Source organism: Candidatus Methanodesulfokora washburnensis (assembly GCF_003947435.1).
In the GTDB taxonomy this organism is placed as follows: Archaea; Korarchaeota; Korarchaeia; order Korarchaeales; family Korarchaeaceae; genus Methanodesulfokora; species Methanodesulfokora washburnensis.
On sequence record NZ_RCOS01000055.1, the window covers coordinates 1 to 16,085 of the forward strand.

General features: G+C 39.2%; 23 protein-coding genes and 1 pseudogene. 16 read left to right on the plus strand and 8 right to left on the minus strand.

What is annotated here, in order from left to right:
* Window positions 1–225 (minus strand): hypothetical protein (locus D6D85_RS03495; protein ID WP_133308290.1); only part of this gene is annotated, 225 nt, incomplete at its 3' end.
* A 242-nt stretch (window positions 226–467) separates the two neighbouring features.
* Between D6D85_RS03495 and D6D85_RS03500 the strand changes: the two genes are divergently transcribed.
* On the plus strand, window positions 468–2,105 hold the full coding sequence (locus D6D85_RS03500; RefSeq protein WP_125670692.1) for a hypothetical protein: 1,638 nt from the start codon (window positions 468–470) through the stop codon (window positions 2,103–2,105).
* Between the two features lie 163 nt (window positions 2,106–2,268).
* Window positions 2,269–2,502, plus strand: a pseudogene (locus tag D6D85_RS17200) (AMMECR1 domain-containing protein); the annotation flags it as partial.
* A gap of 7 nt (window positions 2,503–2,509) precedes the next feature.
* Here the strand turns inward: D6D85_RS17200 and D6D85_RS03510 are convergent.
* Window positions 2,510–2,809 carry a hypothetical protein gene (locus tag D6D85_RS03510; protein ID WP_125670693.1) on the minus strand — a complete coding sequence of 100 codons (300 nt, stop codon included), beginning with the start codon at window positions 2,807–2,809 and terminating at the stop codon, window positions 2,510–2,512.
* 948 nt (window positions 2,810–3,757) lie between these two features.
* On the opposite strand from D6D85_RS03510, the gene D6D85_RS16970 reads away from it, so the two are divergent.
* From D6D85_RS16970 to D6D85_RS16795, 6 genes are all read left to right on the plus strand, one after another.
* The gene (locus D6D85_RS16970) at window positions 3,758–3,892 is read left to right on the plus strand and encodes a hypothetical protein (protein WP_272914410.1); all 135 of its coding nucleotides are present in this window, start codon (window positions 3,758–3,760) and stop codon (window positions 3,890–3,892) included.
* A gap of 34 nt (window positions 3,893–3,926) precedes the next feature.
* A complete protein-coding gene (locus D6D85_RS03515) occupies window positions 3,927–4,259 on the plus strand; it encodes a hypothetical protein (RefSeq protein ID WP_125670694.1) in 333 nt (110 codons plus the stop codon).
* 162 nt (window positions 4,260–4,421) lie between these two features.
* Complete coding sequence (locus D6D85_RS03520) at window positions 4,422–4,649, plus strand: type II toxin-antitoxin system CcdA family antitoxin (protein ID WP_237558737.1); 228 nt, start codon at window positions 4,422–4,424, stop codon at window positions 4,647–4,649.
* A 50-nt stretch (window positions 4,650–4,699) separates the two neighbouring features.
* A complete protein-coding gene (locus tag D6D85_RS03525) occupies window positions 4,700–4,942 on the plus strand; it encodes a hypothetical protein (RefSeq protein WP_125670695.1) in 243 nt (80 codons plus the stop codon).
* A 128-nt stretch (window positions 4,943–5,070) separates the two neighbouring features.
* A complete protein-coding gene (locus D6D85_RS16790) occupies window positions 5,071–5,421 on the plus strand; it encodes an arginine deiminase-related protein (protein WP_237558738.1) in 351 nt (116 codons plus the stop codon).
* Window positions 5,412–5,660, plus strand: a complete 249-nt coding sequence (locus tag D6D85_RS16795) for an arginine deiminase family protein (RefSeq protein WP_237558740.1) — start codon at window positions 5,412–5,414, stop codon at window positions 5,658–5,660. The genes D6D85_RS16790 and D6D85_RS16795 overlap by 10 nt, the downstream gene beginning before the upstream one ends.
* A gap of 285 nt (window positions 5,661–5,945) precedes the next feature.
* On the opposite strand, the gene D6D85_RS03535 is transcribed toward D6D85_RS16795, so the two are convergent.
* Window positions 5,946–6,209: a hypothetical protein gene (locus D6D85_RS03535; RefSeq protein WP_125670696.1), complete on the minus strand. Its 264-nt coding sequence runs from the start codon at window positions 6,207–6,209 to the stop codon at window positions 5,946–5,948.
* Between the two features lie 489 nt (window positions 6,210–6,698).
* Between D6D85_RS03535 and D6D85_RS03540 the strand changes: the two genes are divergently transcribed.
* From D6D85_RS03540 to D6D85_RS03570, 7 genes are all read left to right on the plus strand, one after another.
* Window positions 6,699–7,532 carry an MBL fold metallo-hydrolase gene (locus D6D85_RS03540; RefSeq protein WP_125670697.1) on the plus strand — a complete coding sequence of 278 codons (834 nt, stop codon included), beginning with the start codon at window positions 6,699–6,701 and terminating at the stop codon, window positions 7,530–7,532.
* 4 nt (window positions 7,533–7,536) lie between these two features.
* Window positions 7,537–7,878 carry a PEP-utilizing enzyme gene (locus tag D6D85_RS03545; RefSeq protein ID WP_161969669.1) on the plus strand — a complete coding sequence of 114 codons (342 nt, stop codon included), beginning with the start codon at window positions 7,537–7,539 and terminating at the stop codon, window positions 7,876–7,878.
* Window positions 7,844–9,028, plus strand: coding sequence for a hypothetical protein (locus D6D85_RS03550; protein ID WP_125670699.1), 1,185 nt, complete (start codon window positions 7,844–7,846; stop codon window positions 9,026–9,028). The genes D6D85_RS03545 and D6D85_RS03550 overlap by 35 nt, the downstream gene beginning before the upstream one ends.
* Window positions 9,018–10,253: a hypothetical protein gene (locus tag D6D85_RS03555; RefSeq protein ID WP_237558739.1), complete on the plus strand. Its 1,236-nt coding sequence runs from the start codon at window positions 9,018–9,020 to the stop codon at window positions 10,251–10,253. The genes D6D85_RS03550 and D6D85_RS03555 overlap by 11 nt, the downstream gene beginning before the upstream one ends.
* Before the next feature lie 35 nt (window positions 10,254–10,288).
* A complete protein-coding gene (locus D6D85_RS03560; protein ID WP_161969670.1) occupies window positions 10,289–11,233 on the plus strand; it encodes a PEP/pyruvate-binding domain-containing protein in 945 nt (314 codons plus the stop codon).
* Window positions 11,234–11,337: 104 nt separating this feature from the next.
* Window positions 11,338–11,778: a hypothetical protein gene (locus D6D85_RS03565; protein ID WP_125670702.1), complete on the plus strand. Its 441-nt coding sequence runs from the start codon at window positions 11,338–11,340 to the stop codon at window positions 11,776–11,778.
* Entirely contained in the window at window positions 11,775–12,527 is a 753-nt protein-coding gene (locus D6D85_RS03570; RefSeq protein WP_125670703.1) for a hypothetical protein, read from the plus strand. The genes D6D85_RS03565 and D6D85_RS03570 overlap by 4 nt, the downstream gene beginning before the upstream one ends.
* A gap of 129 nt (window positions 12,528–12,656) precedes the next feature.
* On the opposite strand, the gene D6D85_RS03575 is transcribed toward D6D85_RS03570, so the two are convergent.
* The 5 genes from D6D85_RS03575 to D6D85_RS16975 all read right to left on the minus strand — a co-directional run bounded on the left by D6D85_RS03575 (window position 12,657) and on the right by D6D85_RS16975 (window position 15,067).
* A complete protein-coding gene (locus D6D85_RS03575) occupies window positions 12,657–13,325 on the minus strand; it encodes a 4Fe-4S binding protein (RefSeq protein WP_125670704.1) in 669 nt (222 codons plus the stop codon).
* A gap of 224 nt (window positions 13,326–13,549) precedes the next feature.
* Window positions 13,550–13,741: a toxin-antitoxin system TumE family protein gene (locus D6D85_RS17205; protein ID WP_373695740.1), complete on the minus strand. Its 192-nt coding sequence runs from the start codon at window positions 13,739–13,741 to the stop codon at window positions 13,550–13,552.
* A gap of 167 nt (window positions 13,742–13,908) precedes the next feature.
* Window positions 13,909–14,214, minus strand: a complete 306-nt coding sequence (locus tag D6D85_RS03580; protein ID WP_125670705.1) for a hypothetical protein — start codon at window positions 14,212–14,214, stop codon at window positions 13,909–13,911.
* 336 nt (window positions 14,215–14,550) lie between these two features.
* Window positions 14,551–14,955, minus strand: coding sequence for a hypothetical protein (locus D6D85_RS03585; RefSeq protein ID WP_125670706.1), 405 nt, complete (start codon window positions 14,953–14,955; stop codon window positions 14,551–14,553).
* Window positions 14,933–15,067 (minus strand): hypothetical protein, encoded by a 135-nt coding sequence (locus D6D85_RS16975; protein WP_272914411.1) that lies wholly within the window; start codon window positions 15,065–15,067, stop codon window positions 14,933–14,935. Before D6D85_RS16975 ends, D6D85_RS03585 begins: the two co-directional genes overlap by 23 nt.
* 323 nt (window positions 15,068–15,390) lie before the next feature.
* On the opposite strand from D6D85_RS16975, the gene D6D85_RS03590 reads away from it, so the two are divergent.
* Window positions 15,391–15,765, plus strand: coding sequence for a hypothetical protein (locus D6D85_RS03590; protein ID WP_125670707.1), 375 nt, complete (start codon window positions 15,391–15,393; stop codon window positions 15,763–15,765).
* The last annotated feature ends 320 nt before the right edge of the window (window positions 15,766–16,085 follow it).

Consider the following 16,085-nt stretch of genomic DNA (forward strand, 5'->3'; position numbering starts at 1 on the left):
GTTGGAGACAACATCCCTTCCCCTGAGAAAGTTCCCCCGCAGAAAGCAGAACCAGACAAACTCCTCGCCTTTCATGTTTTTGGTTCTTTCAACAATAGTTTTTTCTATATCAGCCCCCTTATTCCTAAAAATCTCTTCTGATTTTCCTCCCAGTTCATTCAGGCTTTCATCCAATTCTTCTAGGTCTGTATTGTTGAGGAAGTCTAATAAATTCCTGATGTCCATAAGCTCTCTTTCTTAGTAGTAATTTATAAAATTTTTTGCTTCCTCAGTTCCATATTTCTCCTTTTCTTTTAAGTTCTCCGTCTTCAGGGTTATCATATGGGCTGACAGGATGTGTTTAGGGAAATTTCTCGACGAATAGGAAGCAATAAAAAGGACTTCATAAAGGAAGAGGCTCGGAATCTGGAGGTAGAATGTTAATCATTTTCAGAACATTTATATTGTTCTCATTGCTTAAGTAAAATGTGGACGTGAGGACGGGGGCTGAAAGCACAGAAGTAAGGTTTGAGGATCTGGATCTCGTCTATATAATCTCTTTCGACTTAGGGGCTCCTATTGAAGCGGAGGATCTGAAAGAATTGTTAGAACTGTTAGAAGGATATAAACTAATTGAGGGAATCTGGATTCCTCCTTCTGAGAAAGCTAAAGCTACACCGGAATTTGTCCGTCGTAAGGCAAAGGAACTAGGGATCAAGGATGCGGAAAAGATCAGCATAGAGGAATTAATGAAAAATGAGAGGCTTCTGGAGGAGATTAATAGGGCGCATGCAATGTTTAAGGAGATATTTTCGATGGATCTTAGAGTATTTGACCCTGAATACTTGAAACTGGGCCGGTATATGAGACTTAAATTAATCGATCTGAATGTGAGCATCAAGGATCCGGAGCTCAGCTATCTCAATGAGCTGAAGTGCGAGTTATACCTTCTCCTGCACAGTGTCGGGGTTGCTGTTTTAACAGCATGGATTCATCTGAATGGGAATTTCTCAACGGACGACTTGATAAAGATCGAGAAAAAGCTACGTAATGCAAAATGCACGATTAAGGATCCATCCGGGAATATAGCAGAGGAAACGCTGCGTGGATTCGTTAAACGGAAAATTATTAAGACCCTGCATGCTGCTGTCTTATTTAAAGGCGAGTATGGAAGCTATGATGCATTGAAAAGAAGTGATATTACTGAAGATAAAATTATGAAAAAGCTTAGGACACCGTTTACTCTGGTTCGCGTAGTTCTGTGCATAAGGAAGCATAGATGCAACGGTAAATGCACGACTGCTGAAGATACTGTTGAGAACCATTTAAGGGAGGTAGCTGGAATTTCTGGAGCCTATGGAGCTTGGAGATATTACCGGGAGGACGCTGCCAAGAAGGATCTGGGAGAAAACCTCTCCCCCGATGTGCGTTATGCGATATTTGTAACTGATGGTCCTGTATCCCTCTTTTTGAGCTCCACCATGCTGGATGAAGAGCTGAAATTTAAGGATAGGGAGCTTGAATATCGATCAATAGAACTTGATCTTGTACAGCCGGTGGAATTCTTGTCGCTGTCAGAAATGATCCTGAATGTGTATACCTCAGTCTGCCGGAATAAGTTCGAGGAGTTCAGGGAGAGGAGAAGAAAAGGAGAAATAGTGAGGCCCAGCGAGATAGAGGAGATAAGGAAGGGCTTGACGGACGGGCTGGAGGAGTACAGGAATGTCTCACTTTTTATAAAAGATCCAAGTAGAAGTATCATGGAGCACGGGAAGGAAAGATTAAGGCTCTCAGATAAGGCTGATGCACTTAAATCTTTGTTAGAGGAGCTGGATGACATGTCTAGGACTCTCTATGAGGAGGAAACACTGAAAAAGCAGGAAGATTTTTCCAAAGCCCAAGTTGAGTTAGGAGCCCGCCAGGAGGATCTCTCCAGAAAGCAGGTTCTGCTGACCATATTGTTCGGCATCTTCGGTGCATTCCAGGCAATGGAATACCTAGAGCCCAAGCTCGGATTCTTTCCTGCCTTTGCTTTGACGTTGACAATCTTTACCCTCATATCTCTCTGCTACAAGCTCTATATTAGAGGAAAGCTCCATCTATTTAGAAGGAAAAAGGCTGAATGAAACCCGAGTTAATTGTCTCTTTGATCATGCCTGATAATCGGTATCCGAACCCACTAACCTAGGAAATTCGCAGCTCCTGTCGCAAAAATCGCTATTGCGACGGATAATTTAACCAAGCGTAACTTTTGGATTCAAGACTCTAGTAAATAATCTCAAAGAGTATTTAGATAGGATCGAAATTGGTAAGCATAGTTTAGTTGTTGAGAACGGTTGGTTTTCTGGTTTATTATTGCCTCAAGTGGCAACTGATTGGAGAATGAGTAAGGAAGAATTCCTTTCTCACACTTGCCTAAAAGCTGGATTACCTAGCGATGCGTGGAAAGATCTAGTTAACACAAAAGTTTATAGATTTTCTGCAATTGTGTTTTCAGAAGAAGGACCGAGAAGGGTATTGTAAGAAAAATTTAGATTATATAAGATACTGGATAACCTTTTAAAAGATTGTTTAAGTACTTCGCCAATGCACAACTGTATTCTAATAATTCCACTTTTGCTTCATCACTTTTTGTTTCTTGATAATATTTATTTATCAATTCAGCAAACTCCAACTTTGCTTCATGTGGCGAAGTATATTTTTCAAAAACGATGTTCATTGAAATTCGTGAAACTTCTTCTGTCAATTCTCTCAAAATCTTTTTCTCTATCTTCTTACAAGGAAATTTATTCAGAATTTCTTCTTCCAGTATATTGAAAATCTCCATCATACAGTACAGTAACAGATTTAGGTTATAAGCCTTTCTGTACTTACAAACCTAATGTACATTTCAGATCGTATGGTCTAATATGGGCTTTGTGCTGGTAGATGTTCCTCTATTATAAACTTATTATTATGGTGATAAGTATACTAATGAAGAAGGTTCCCTCGCCCCGCCAACTCAAACTCCAGTTTAGAGTCTGAGTCCGGAGACAAAAATTAATAAGGTGGAAGAATCAGGACTAAAGGGGTTGATATGGCATGTTGTGATGAGCACATCGAGCGTCTTCAGGAGGAAATAGGGAATAACAGACACTTTGAGGATGTTGGCTTGTATTTATCTCGATAGGAGTGGCTATCTTAAGTTTTTCGACGATTCCTGCGTACGTGATTGGTGGAATTCTTATAGTCCTCGGGTCCTCGTTTGTATTTATTGGTGGGCGGGATAAAAAGAGAGCGGAAGCTAAACTATGTGAGCTCTTGAAGCGTCTGTCGGAGTCCAAAAAAGAGGGTTGAAAGAACTCTTGGAGCGACGGGATCGCCTTTTTATATCTTTTGGATCTCACAATGAGAGTTGAAAAGTTTTGCCATTTGACCTTTTGACATTTTCGGGAGAATAGGAATCTCATAAGGAGAATTGAAAGAGCAAGAACAAAGCCACAATGCCTTTCAGAATATTTAGAATCTCACAATGAGAATTGAAAGGTGTTAGTGATATTAAAAGTCCATTTGTCACAGTCTCCTGAATCTCACAAAGAGAATCCCTAAAACAAGAATCTCACGGGAATAGATGGGATTTAACTCCACGTCCTCAGTTCTTCTCTCTAGGACACACAACAACTGTATATCTATAATATTATAACGATGCTGCAGCGGGCGGGGTGCACCATAAATTTATTTTTCATCTCTCTAACTTGAAACAACCTAGGGGGACGGGAAAAGTCCAGTAAGAAGGTTATTGAGGAAAGTTGGAAAGGAAAATATCGAAGAATTGATTCAAGTTAGAATGGGAGATAGGATCGGTTCTGGAATTCTAAAGGCAGAGCCCTATAAACTTAGGCATTTGAGGTATGTAATCGAAAAGGTTTATTAATTCTCTAATGCTATAAGAACCTAGGGTGGGTAAAATGGGGGAAGGATGGGGAAAAAAGCTTCTAAGATTGCTTTTTTCCTCCGAACCTATTGAAAAATGGCAGAGAGCGGTGGAAAGATGCACCGGCTCTGTAAAAATAATCCCTGGAGAAATAGTTTGGCCCCCTTATGCTACTGCCGGTATAGAGTGGATAAATTGTCCTTGGTGCTGTAACCTGATTCAAATTGCACTTCCTAAATACTCTGATGGATATTACTATCGTGTAGAAGACGTATTACCAGGATTACACGAAAAGGGGTGGGGGGAGACCTGGCGATATTATCGTTGTCCGTATTGTGGAAATTGGATCTCAGTTCGATTTGGATAGTAGATCGGTCAATTCTCACTTTTTCATAGATACTGAGAGCTCTATATATCTATTTCAGGCATTATTTCAGCACCCTAGTTCAGGAGTGCTTTAATGACTTACAGAAATATATATCCACAATTTTGAGCGAAATATTTATATGCTCTACAGTTTCAGCATTACATGATGAGTGTTACAGTAACCGTAAGAATTCCAAAGGAGCTCAAGGAGGAGGCCGAGAAGCATGGGATCAACATAAGCCATGTCCTGAGGAGGGCTCTCGAGGAGGAGCTGAGGAAGAGGAAAATTAAAGAAGCTAAGGAGGCTGCAAAGAGGGTTGGAGAGCTCTTCTCCAGAATCCCTGAGGAGGAGATCGTTAATCGGATAAAGAAGGCAAGAAAAGAGAGGTAGAAGTCCTAGATGCAAGCTCGATAGGCATTCTGTTTAGAAAAGGGAAAATAGTGGAACTTCTTGAGGGCATGATAGATCTAGCGGTTTATGAGCTGGTAACTCGTATGGAAGGAGTTCTTCTTAAAGATCAGCAGAAGCTCTGGATAGAGTGTAAATCTGGCTACCTTGAATTAATGAATCTCGAAAAGTTGAGGAAGATGCAAAGGTGTCATGATGCTGATCTGGCGACTTTCTATGATGCATCATATCTTTACATTGCACAATCCAGAAATACTTCTCATTACCGAGGATGAAGAACTTCTGGAAAAGGCCAACAGAGAGGGCAACCACCGTGGAAGATTACTGAGGGCTGGGAATCTACTTTCATAAAAGTTAAAGCTCACTAGAAAGATTTTTTACTTTCTCAATGATCGCTGTGATTATGTCTACGAGCCATGAACACATTAAAGAGCTCTTCAACACCGTGCTGGTGAGGCCACCCTCACGTGAATTCCCCAGATGTGTCTCAACTCACCCGCTTAGAAACACTGTTGATCTGAATTTAGCTCTCAGACAGCATGAGGACTATGTGAATGCGCTGCAGGAAGAGGGAATTGAGGTTAAAAAGCTGCCAAGTCTTGATGGATTCCCAGATTCTGTCTTCATACAGGACACCGCATTAATAAGGGCTCCAAGCAGAAAAGCGCTCATCTCCAGATTCGGGGAGCCGAGCAGGAGGGGTGAGGAGGCAAGCATCAGAATTTCCTTGAAAAGCTCGGTTTCATTACTGTAAATGTTGAGGCACCAGCAACTCTTGAGGGAGGTGATGTGATGGTCACCGATGCTGTTGTTTTTGTCGGCCTCACCACCAGGACCAATATCAAGGGAGTTGAGGCCCTTAAGTCATTCTTTAAACAAGAGGTTATCGCAGTACCAACAGAAAAGGTATTTCACCTGCTCTCCACAGTAAACTATATCGGCAATGAAAACGGTTGTGATAGTTCCAGAGCTTGTGGATCCTCAGTATTTTAGGGGTTTCAAGCAGATTAGAGTGCCTTTGGAGGAGGCCTATGCTGCAAATGTTCTCTATCTTGGTGAGAACAGGATCCTCATGTCCGAAGGATATCCAAAATTGAGAAACTGAGGAGGGATACAGAACAGTGGATGTGTCCGAGTTCAGGAAGTGCGATGGAGGAGTGACATGCTTAAGCCTGCCTTTCTTCCTAATCTAGAGGATCATCTGAAACATCTTAATGATCTATTTTTACTTTTGTTACATTGAACCTTCTCCAGTTTTTCACCTGAGTATCATCTATCTCATGAGTGCTCTTCCAGCTTTAACAGGCCTTTAAGCTCTCTTTCACGGTTTTCCAGATAATCTAGCCTGACTATATCATCATGAGAATCAACATCGCTCACCTTATCCCCTTCGACAACCTTCATGAGATCCTCAAAGCTCTTTACATTATACTTGGACAAAATAATAACCTTCTCAGCTTTAATGCGCCTCAGCTCATCCAGGATAAGGTGTCTCAAGGCTTCTATCAACCTCCTCAGCGGCTGAGATATCTGGCTTGGCAACGATAGAGCTGCTCATTTATATATCTATCGGATTTTGAAAATCACGCTTAAACAATTGTGTGCAGGTCCATCTCTAAGAGCGCTAATAACATTAACTGTACTCAAATCCCTTTGATTCGAGCTCTTCAATAACCCTCTTGGGCAGCAAGATCGTTATAAGCAGGGCTTTAGCACCAAATAGCTTAAGTCTGTACGCTAAAACCCATAGGTTTAAATGAAGTGATCTGGATCTGGCGAGTGGTCGCTTAGCATGCATGCGCAAAGGTGCAAGTAGGAAAAAGGTTATGACAGCCCATTTAAAGGAGGAATCAAAAGAATAGAAACACCTTCAGAAAAGCCGTGCGAGCTAGCCTAGATGATGGTCAGATCAGCAAACCTGCAAAATTGTATGAAAATAGAATTAAGTTTTAAATACCTCCGGAAGGTATATCCACACTAGAAGAGTATCCCAGCCAAGCGTTATAAATCTTAAAGAAGAGGGGATGAATTATGAACGGGAAAGAAAAAATGAATCAAGAAGATAAAATAATAATATTAGGTAATTGCTCCGGTCAGACCGCTGAGTATGAAACTACAAATTTCATCTTATTTTTAAAAGGGAAAAAAATTTTCTTAGATATGGGTCCTGGTGCTATTAAACAAATGTATAGAGCAGGACTCTTTGTAACTGATATAGATTTTGTAGTATTGACGCATTCTCATACTGACCATACCTTAGGATTTCCATATTTCGCTTTTTCTAATTTTGTAGAACGTGCCATAGAAGGCAGAAAAGGTCCAGATGTCATCCCAATAATTGCACTTCCGGAGGTTTACAAGGGGGTAATGGATATGTTTCGTTTTTGCCACCCACCAGGAAGGTACCCAATGTTTAATTTTGAAAATTTAGAGGCCAGCAACACAGAGAAAAAAGTTTTTGAATTTGAAGGAATAAAAATAACTACTACTCCAGTTACTCACTCCGTACCAACGATAGGCGTGAGCTTTGAACTCAGTTCTACAAAGATTACCTTTTCCTCAGATACTATATATGATGAAAGATTAGTGGAGCTTGCAAAAGAATCTAATATATTAGTACATGAAGCTCTTGGTACAAAAGAAATAAAAAAATTTGCTGAGCTAACAAAGCATGGAATTGCTGAAGAAGCCGGTCGAGCAGCAAACGATGCAAAAGTTCAAATGTTGGCTTTAGTACATCCCATGCCTCAGTATAGAAAGGATCCAACAAAACTTATTGAGGAAGCCAAAAAATATTATGATGGAAAGATAATAGTTCCATCTGAGTTAGAAGTTTTACCTTTAAATAAACTACATCAAAGGTGAAATCTTGGACAATGTAAGGCCTAAATTGCTCATAAAAGGAATTGGAGCTTCACGAGGAAAATATCGGGGAAAAGTATATATAGTAGCAAACAAAGGAAGAAATAGTCCTCTGGCAGAAGAGGTCGAAGTTGTAGTTGTTCCTTTCCTCTCTCCTTTTGATATATTTATTGTTTTACATGCTAAAGCACTTATTATGGAACATGGTGGAGTGACATCTCATGGTGCAGTTATAGCAAGAGAGCTAGGAATTCCTTGCGTAATAGCTGAGAATGCTATAAATCTATTAAAAGATGGTATGGACGTGTTTGTAGATGGAGATGAGGGGTGCATATATGTATATCAATAATAACTTTCTCAATAATAATAACCTTCTTGATAAATTTTGCGAGATAATGGCAATAACGCTTGCCACCCGAAGTAAGGAACCGGCAACTGATATTTGGCCACACCCTGTTTTTAATCCATTTATAATTATTTACTTTGGAAGCAAAGAACTTGCTTATCGGTTAAATAGGATATTCAATTTCTTGGAAGCAAATAACTTTAGTATTAATGATATTTCTTCTTTATTTGGTTATCCATCTAAAATTATTCATCTTATGTACAATTTTATGGATGATTCTTCAAATGAAAATGAAGCAGTACTTAAGACGAGAGTCGCCTATAAATTACTGGAAATAATAAACTTATTGAGGAATGGAAATCCTTTTTGCGAAGATGGTAGGAATCTTATATGGAATGAGGAGAGAGTAGCTCAGGAAATTTCAAATGTAAATCTCATTAACGTATCTGATTCAACGAATCCCTTTTTAATTCGTAGACTTATTTCTAGTATTATAGTGGGACTCCTTGGTTATATTGAGTTTTTATATTTTTGTAGACCATCTTATGGAAAAGAATTTCATGGCCCTTACGACACTCCTCTCGGTAAATTAATGGTAAGAGAATTCTTTAATTTAAAACCTTCTTTTTGGCATTTTTCCAGTACTTTATCTTTTGAAAAAATAAGACTTTTTACAGTATATCCTAATGATATGGATTTAAAATTTGACGTACTAGGTAGGATTCGTACAACCGATGTATTAGGATCGAAGCTTATATATACATCAATCATAGTGGATGAAAAGGAAATATCATTAGAAGTAGACGCCCTTCAACGTCTGTTGTCATCGATCGAGGAATCAATACAAAGAGCAATTCAAGAGGTATCTCAAATGGATAAATACAGTCTTATGAGTAAATTCTTAGAAGGAGATTTTTGGGTATTAAAGCCATTTATGGACATTTTAGGAGAAGACTGGAAACCTTCAGAGGAGCTTTATCTAAGAATTAAGAGAAAAGAAGAGCCATATAATTGGATAAGCGACGTAATGAAAAATACGAGAGAACTCCCTTTTTCTATGCGAGTCCAGATATTTAAAAAACTATTTGATCCAAGAATTATAAACAAAAAGAATGAAATAATGAGGATGGTGATGCGCCTAAATGGATTCTAATAGACATTTGATTTTTAAAGATGTATCGATTCATTTTCTCTGCTTGGGTATTTTAAAAGGCGATTTAGACATCAAAAACTGGGAAATTGATACTCATATTGAGAATGATATTTATCTTAAGAGACTATTTCATAATCGGTATTTCAGTGTGATTAAAAAAGTATATATGAAAACATTCCCACCTCTACAAATTTTAGGAATAGATGAAAATTCGTTTCGCTCAATCCCGTGGGAAAAAGAATCCGTCAAAAACTCTGTACTTGAACAATTTATTAAAGAAAAAAATCTATTACATAGGAAACTTCAAATAAAAATATGGGTATATCCTGCCAATAAGCAGAAAGTAATCGCATCTTGCATAACATTACAGCTGGACGGAGAGTATACTACAGATCACTTATTGGTCTTAACTAATGCCCTTTCAGATTTTGACGGAAAACTTATTTTGATGAATTCTGAGAGACTTACATTAAAAGATATTATATTGAAAATTTTACAGAAAAACAGAGAAGAAATAGAATTTTATCCAACATTTTCTATTATACATCCGCGCTCTCTTAGTCCATTATTTGATAATTATGAAGATTATTTTCAAGAATATTCACGAGAGCTTTTCGCTATTGCTGTTCGGCGGACATTGCGGTACTGGGATATAAGAAAAGAGAATACAAGAAGAGGAGTTCATGAAAATTTATCCATATATAATAGTGATATTATCTTTATAAACTATCATAATATGTTTTGTTATATAGGTGGACCGCTTCCAATAGACTTTTATTTTGAAATTGTAAAAACAATGAAAATTTTTGAAGTGCTTCTCCACTTTTTCAATAAAATAATTTTCGAAGAATTAGAAAAAGTAAAAAGTTTACCTAGAAAATCTAAAGAGCTGAGAAAAATTGTTAAAGAATTAGAAGAATTAAAGACCGAGGTTAGCAGAGTTCTAGTTACTTATGAAATGCTTACAAGCATAAGTACTAAAAGGGGGAGTATAATTCTTGAAAAATGCAAAGAAACTTTCGGTATTAATAAGCTTGAGCAGTCACTCCTTAGCAATCTAAAGGATGTAGAAGACTTATTATCAAAGCGGTATAACCTAGAATTACAGGAAAGATTACGAAGGATTGAGATACTTCTAGCAGCTTTCACCACCATTGTTACACTGCTTGGAATGATTGGAATTGATAGGTTAATAGATTGGCTGGTAACTGTATTAAAACCGTAATCTAACATGTGAAAAGGAGGTGATGTAGGATGGACATGATGTTTATAAGGTTCTTGAATGAAATAAAGGAGCCAAGAGTTTCAGAGCTCGGAGGAAAGGGATATTCTTTGACTATTCTCATGAAAAATGGGTTTAACGTTCCCAAAGGTTTTATTGTAACATCTCAGGCGTTCTTCAGGTTTTTGGAAGGCAATAAATTAACGGAAAAGATAGAAAAATTGAGCTCTGAAATCAACGAGGGAAATTTTCAGGAGAAAAGCAGGGAAATAAGGGACTTTATTGTTAATGGAGAAATTCCAAGGGATATCTCTTTGGAAGTAGAAAGCAGTTTAAGAAAGTTGAATGCAAAATTCGTATCGGTGAGGTCTTCCGCAGTGGGTGAGGATAGCTTAAAATCCTCATTCGCAGGATTGCATGACACTTTCTTGAACGTAAGGGCTGAAGCAAGCCCGGTTTTAGAGAGCATAAAGAAATGTTGGGCCTCGCTTTTTAATGAGAGGGCAGTGATTTATAGGATAAGGAAAAGGTTGCCTCACTTGGAGGGAATGGCTGTTATTGTCCAGGAAATGATACCAGCGGAAATAGCCGGGGTGACATTTACCGCTCATCCTGATACCGGGGATAGAAAATTGATGATCATAGAAGCTACATGGGGCCTTGGGGAAAGCCTTGTTTCCGGCTCAATCACACCAGATCTCTACATCCTGAACAAAGAAAACCTTGAGATCGTTAAGAAAGCTCTTGGAAGAAAGAAAATATTGATAGTTCCATCTGAGAGTGGTGTTATAAAAAAGGAGGCTCAAAAAGAAGAAATGGAGGAATTCTGCCTGAGTGATAAAGATTTAAAGGAGGTTGCTTTGATTTGTTTGAATGTCGAAAAAGTTTTTAAATTTCCCCAGGATATAGAGTGGTGTATAATGAAGAATAAAATATGGATCCTCCAATCAAGGTCGATAACAAGTCTGGAGGTAAGAACGTGAAAGTAAATGAAAAAGCAGTTAAAGAAGAGCTAGCTGAGGAGTTTCAGGCCTCAGAAAACTTTATGAGGAAGAGTTAAGTTAAAACAATTAGGAGAGGGGGAAGAATGGAAAAAAGGGACATATTACTATACTTCATCTATGTGCCGGTAGAAAACTTGGAGCTTTTAAGCCCTATCCAGATAATGAAGGGCCTATTTCTCATCAAGCAGGAGCTTAAACTTGAAGATTTTTACGAGTTCGAGCCCTATCTTTACGGCCCTTGTAGTTTTGAGGTTTACCAAGATCTTGAGCTTTTAAGTAAGGAGAGGCTTATCACCCAAGTTCCTTCTGGAGGGAGGTGGTTCTATTATAAGATTACTCCCTTAGGAAGGGGTAAAATCAGAGAAATCTCAAAAGCCATGGATGAAAAATTAGCTCAAGGTATTTTGGAGATAAAGAAATTAATTACTAGAAAAAGTATTTTTGAGTTATTGCAGTATGTTTACAATAAGTATCCAGAGTACGCTAAAAAATCCATTATAAATTTAGAGGTGTTAATGAAATGACCCTCATTATAGCAATTAAATGTAAAGATGGATTAGTTTTTGCATCGGATGGACAGGCTACTTCCTTCTCCTCAGGCGGTCCAATAAGGCAAAAATATAAAAAGATATACAAGATTGAAGATCTATTATTTGGTGCAGCTGGTACCATTGGTGTAATTCAAAGATGTATGGAGGAAGTTAGGAAATTCGGAAAGCTGATCTCTGAAGAAGGCCTGAATGCTCCCATTGAAGAGAGGAGCCCTGAGGGGAAGGTAACACTTATTTCAGTCAGGGATAAAATACGTCACCTAATCTTTTCAATAAACAAATATGAACGTGAAAGGCATAAGGATTTCCACGGTACTGAAGAGGGAGCGCCAGTGGCAAACATATTAATTGTATTTTACGATAAAGGAGAGAAGAAGTTTAGAATATGGCACATTCTGCCTGATGGCGGGGAGGAATTCCTAGAAGAACTGGGATACGGATGTACTGGGATTGGGGATACCTTTGCCCATGCATTTATCAAGGATTACTACAATCCCGAGCTAAATGTGGAAAAAGGGAAAGTTCTAGCTTACAGAATTATAAAAGATGCTATAGAAATAGGAGCTTTCGGATTGGGCGAACCGATTGATATATGGACTGTAAAGATAGTGAATGAGAAGCCTGAAATCCACAATTTGACTAGCGATGAGATTTTAGCATTGAATGATACTTACCTACTATGGAAAGAAGCGGAAAGAAAGATATTCACGGAAAAAACATAAGCTTGCCTTCTCTTAGAGAATTGCAATTTTTTGCTAATGAGAACGAGTTTGCAGCTAAGATTAAAGCCAATCAAAGGCTCGATAAGCACGCGAAGAGAAGCACGCGAGCAACCAGTTTCCTGTATGCTGTCATATGAGGAAACTTTGTGCACCTCTAAATGAGTTTAGACCCACAGGGCAGCAGACAATGCATTGTATTCCACATCCCCTGCCCAAGATTTTTCGCCTGTTCTTGCACTTCCATCTATCAAAAGAACTCCTGCTTATTGCTTTCACAGGACATTTATCGATGCATATCCCGCAATTTAAGCAAAGCTCCCTGTTCAATGGCTCATCAGGTGGTATATATGAATTTGTAAGAACAGTGCCGATCAGGACATTTGGACCGTATTTTGGGTGCAACAGACATGTATTTCTCCCTATTGTGCCCAAACCTGCTAGGACAGCAAGCTGGCGAAATGACACCTTGCCTATTAACCTGCTGGTAATTCGTTCATCAATTATTCCACGACCATATAATCCATGTTTTTCAAGAATTCCAGCGACCTTTCCATTTGTCCGCTTTAAAAAGTTGTTGAGGCTTGCTACATACCATTTACCGAATGTGCGCACTACTTCATCCATCTTGGCGGTGTAAACAACGGCAGTTTTTGCATCAGAAAGGTATTCAAGAGGTATGCTGCCTCCCTCAACTCTCTGGTATTTGTGTATATCTGCAAACCCGACGTCTTTTATCAACTCTATTGTCGATATTTCACGTCTTATTATTTCCCTTCGCTCAATTGAAATCGAATACATGTCCTCAAGCCAATCAAGTTTTTCGTTGCTTTTTTATCATCCTTTATGATTTTAGCTGCTCGCTGGACATCCTACATTGTGCCTGCATAAAAATTATCGCATTATGCTTAACTGCTAGTATGTAACTATGCACTGGAATGATTTTATATATTCGAAAGCAGTCAAAGAAGAGCTGGCGTATTTTAACCCGATAATTTGAATGAGGAGGCTTAATCAGCTAGGGATTAAAGAAGAGAAGAAGGAGAGTGCTTAATTTTATCCCTAATATAGTTTAAGATTTCCCTTAAGGTGTCCTCCCATATGCTCTTTGGTTCAAATGGCCTTATGTTTGATTGATAACCCTCATGAAAGTGATGCGGATAAGTATCTACATTCGCTGCACTTCTATGGGCAGCATTATCCCACCTATGTTCCATTCACGCTCCTACGTTCCCAGTGAAAAGCATACTTTACTGGGATTCTTCTTGAGAACCAGATATCAAGGAAGCTGCTGTCCACAAAATCTCAATCTATCGCTCCTTAGATCGATAGATATTATCGCATCTGAATTCCTTCTCTATTGCTTGCAAGCCTGAAGTATAGCTCATCTATGCTCATGAGTTTGCCCTTCCAGCTCCTTTAACAGACCTTCAAGCTCTCTTTCATGGTTTTCCAGATAATCGAGCCTGACTATATCATCATGGGCATCAACATCGCTCATCTTATCCTCTTCGACAAGCTTCATGAGGTCCTCAAAGCTCTTTACATTATACTTGGACAGAATCATCACCTTCTCAGCCCTGATATGCCTCAGCTCATCCAGAATGAGGTGTCTCAAGGCCCTTCTCTCAACCCCCTCGGCGGGTAAACCAAGATATCCCGCGAGCTTGGCGACAATAGAGCTTCTCATCTATTCATAATGCCTATTGGATTTTAAAAACTTCACGCTTAAACGATTGTATGCATCTCTAAGAGCGCTAACAACACCAACTGCACTCAAACTCCTTAGACTTAAGCTCTTCAATAAGCCTCTTGGGTAGCGAGATCATTACAAGCACCAAATAGCTTGCCTACACGCTAAAACCCATAGGTTTAAATGAAGTGATCTGGCAAGTGGTCGCTTAGCAAACATAAGGAGAAAATGATCTTAATGTGGGAAAACGCAAATTGGCCTTATGCAGAGCCCGCTTCTTTAGGGGCCTTCATTATAGTGAATGCAAACAGCGTGCTTCCAGCTCCTCTAATGTTAGGCTCCTCTTCTCTCCCTCTTACCGAGCTCATCTCTAAAACACCAAACACCTTCAAAAGGATCGATGATTACAACACGCAATCTGCTGAGCAGAGCATCATTTAATAGTATAAACCTTCCTTTTGTAATGTAAGCATAGCTCCTTACAGGCCCCTCAACTCTATCCTCGGTCACCAAGTACGCGTTGAGGAAGTTTGAGAGCCTTGGTAAGAGAGCTCTGCTTCCATCAGCCAGCACCCTCTCAACTAGGATCACGCTGGGTTCTTCCCCGATCAACTCTCTTACAAGCTCCTGTGGAAGTGCTATCTCCGGTTCTTTTCCGGCAAAACCACTGTTGGCTATTCCCAAGCCCTCAACGCATTTCTTATCACAGCATACCCTAATCCTTAACCTCAGAACCATGCTCTAATTCCTCCTCGGGGGGCAGGATAGCGGGCATTAGCTCTTCCACATCTTCAACAAGCTCTGGAGGCAGAATAGTTAGTATCTCCCCACTATTCATGTACCTTACCAAGATTATGCAGAGAGTTGAAAATTTAAAAAGCTTTAGTGCCTTGAGGATGTCTCAAGGTTCTTCTCTCAACCTCTTCAGCAGTTGAGATATCCATCAGCTTGGCGACGATGGAGCTTCTTATCTATATATTTTAAAACTTCACGCAACCCTTGAAACAATCCCTTTGATTAAGCTCCGAGAAGAGCTTAATTTGAGGAGTTTCCGATAAAATCCTCAAGTAACAAAATGAAGCGTGCTACATTGGTGATTTTCCATTTAAAAATTCAGCCTCAGCACGGTATTTCTCTCCAAAACTTTTTAAACATAATCTGAGAGATAGGAAGATGGTCAGGGTTGAGAAGAGGATTAAAGCGCATAAGGATGGCAGGATTTTAGAAGCTACAGCCCTGTTCGATACGGAGAAAAGAAGGAGCTATTTCAGCAAGGAATTCGCTGAAAAAATCGGATATGAGCCCTATAAAGAGCCTAAGGAAGTTCCATTAGCTGTGAAAGGTGAGTACGGCAAGCTTATAGGAGATACTACTGTTTACATAGAGGTTGAGGGATATATCCTGCCGGAGAGGGAAGCAATTGGGGTTATCGAAGGCCTAAGAGTGGATGCAATAATAGGGCTGAACATGATGGAAAGCTATGGAATCTACATAGAAAACGATGAAATAAAGTTCAGGCACATCCCACCAACCTCGATGATAATCTGAGAAAGGCTAAAATGCCTAACCCTTTTGACATTAAAAGAGCTGGAAAGAGATTCTATGCATGCTTTTATTGCAGAACTATCTGTATGGACAGCATTTGTGCTCTATCAGATGCGCAAACATGGGATTGATGATCTTGAGCTTTTGGCCTCAAAGCTTGAGGCAGGGATGTGGATCGAATGATTCCTCCTTTAGGATTTTAATGAACTTTTCTAGAATTAGCTTAGCTTGTGGTTTAAATTCCTCCGGCATATATGGGTCTTCTGATTGATCTCTAATCCTCTCCTTTACCCAAGCGTAATCTCCTCTCTGCAATGCATATT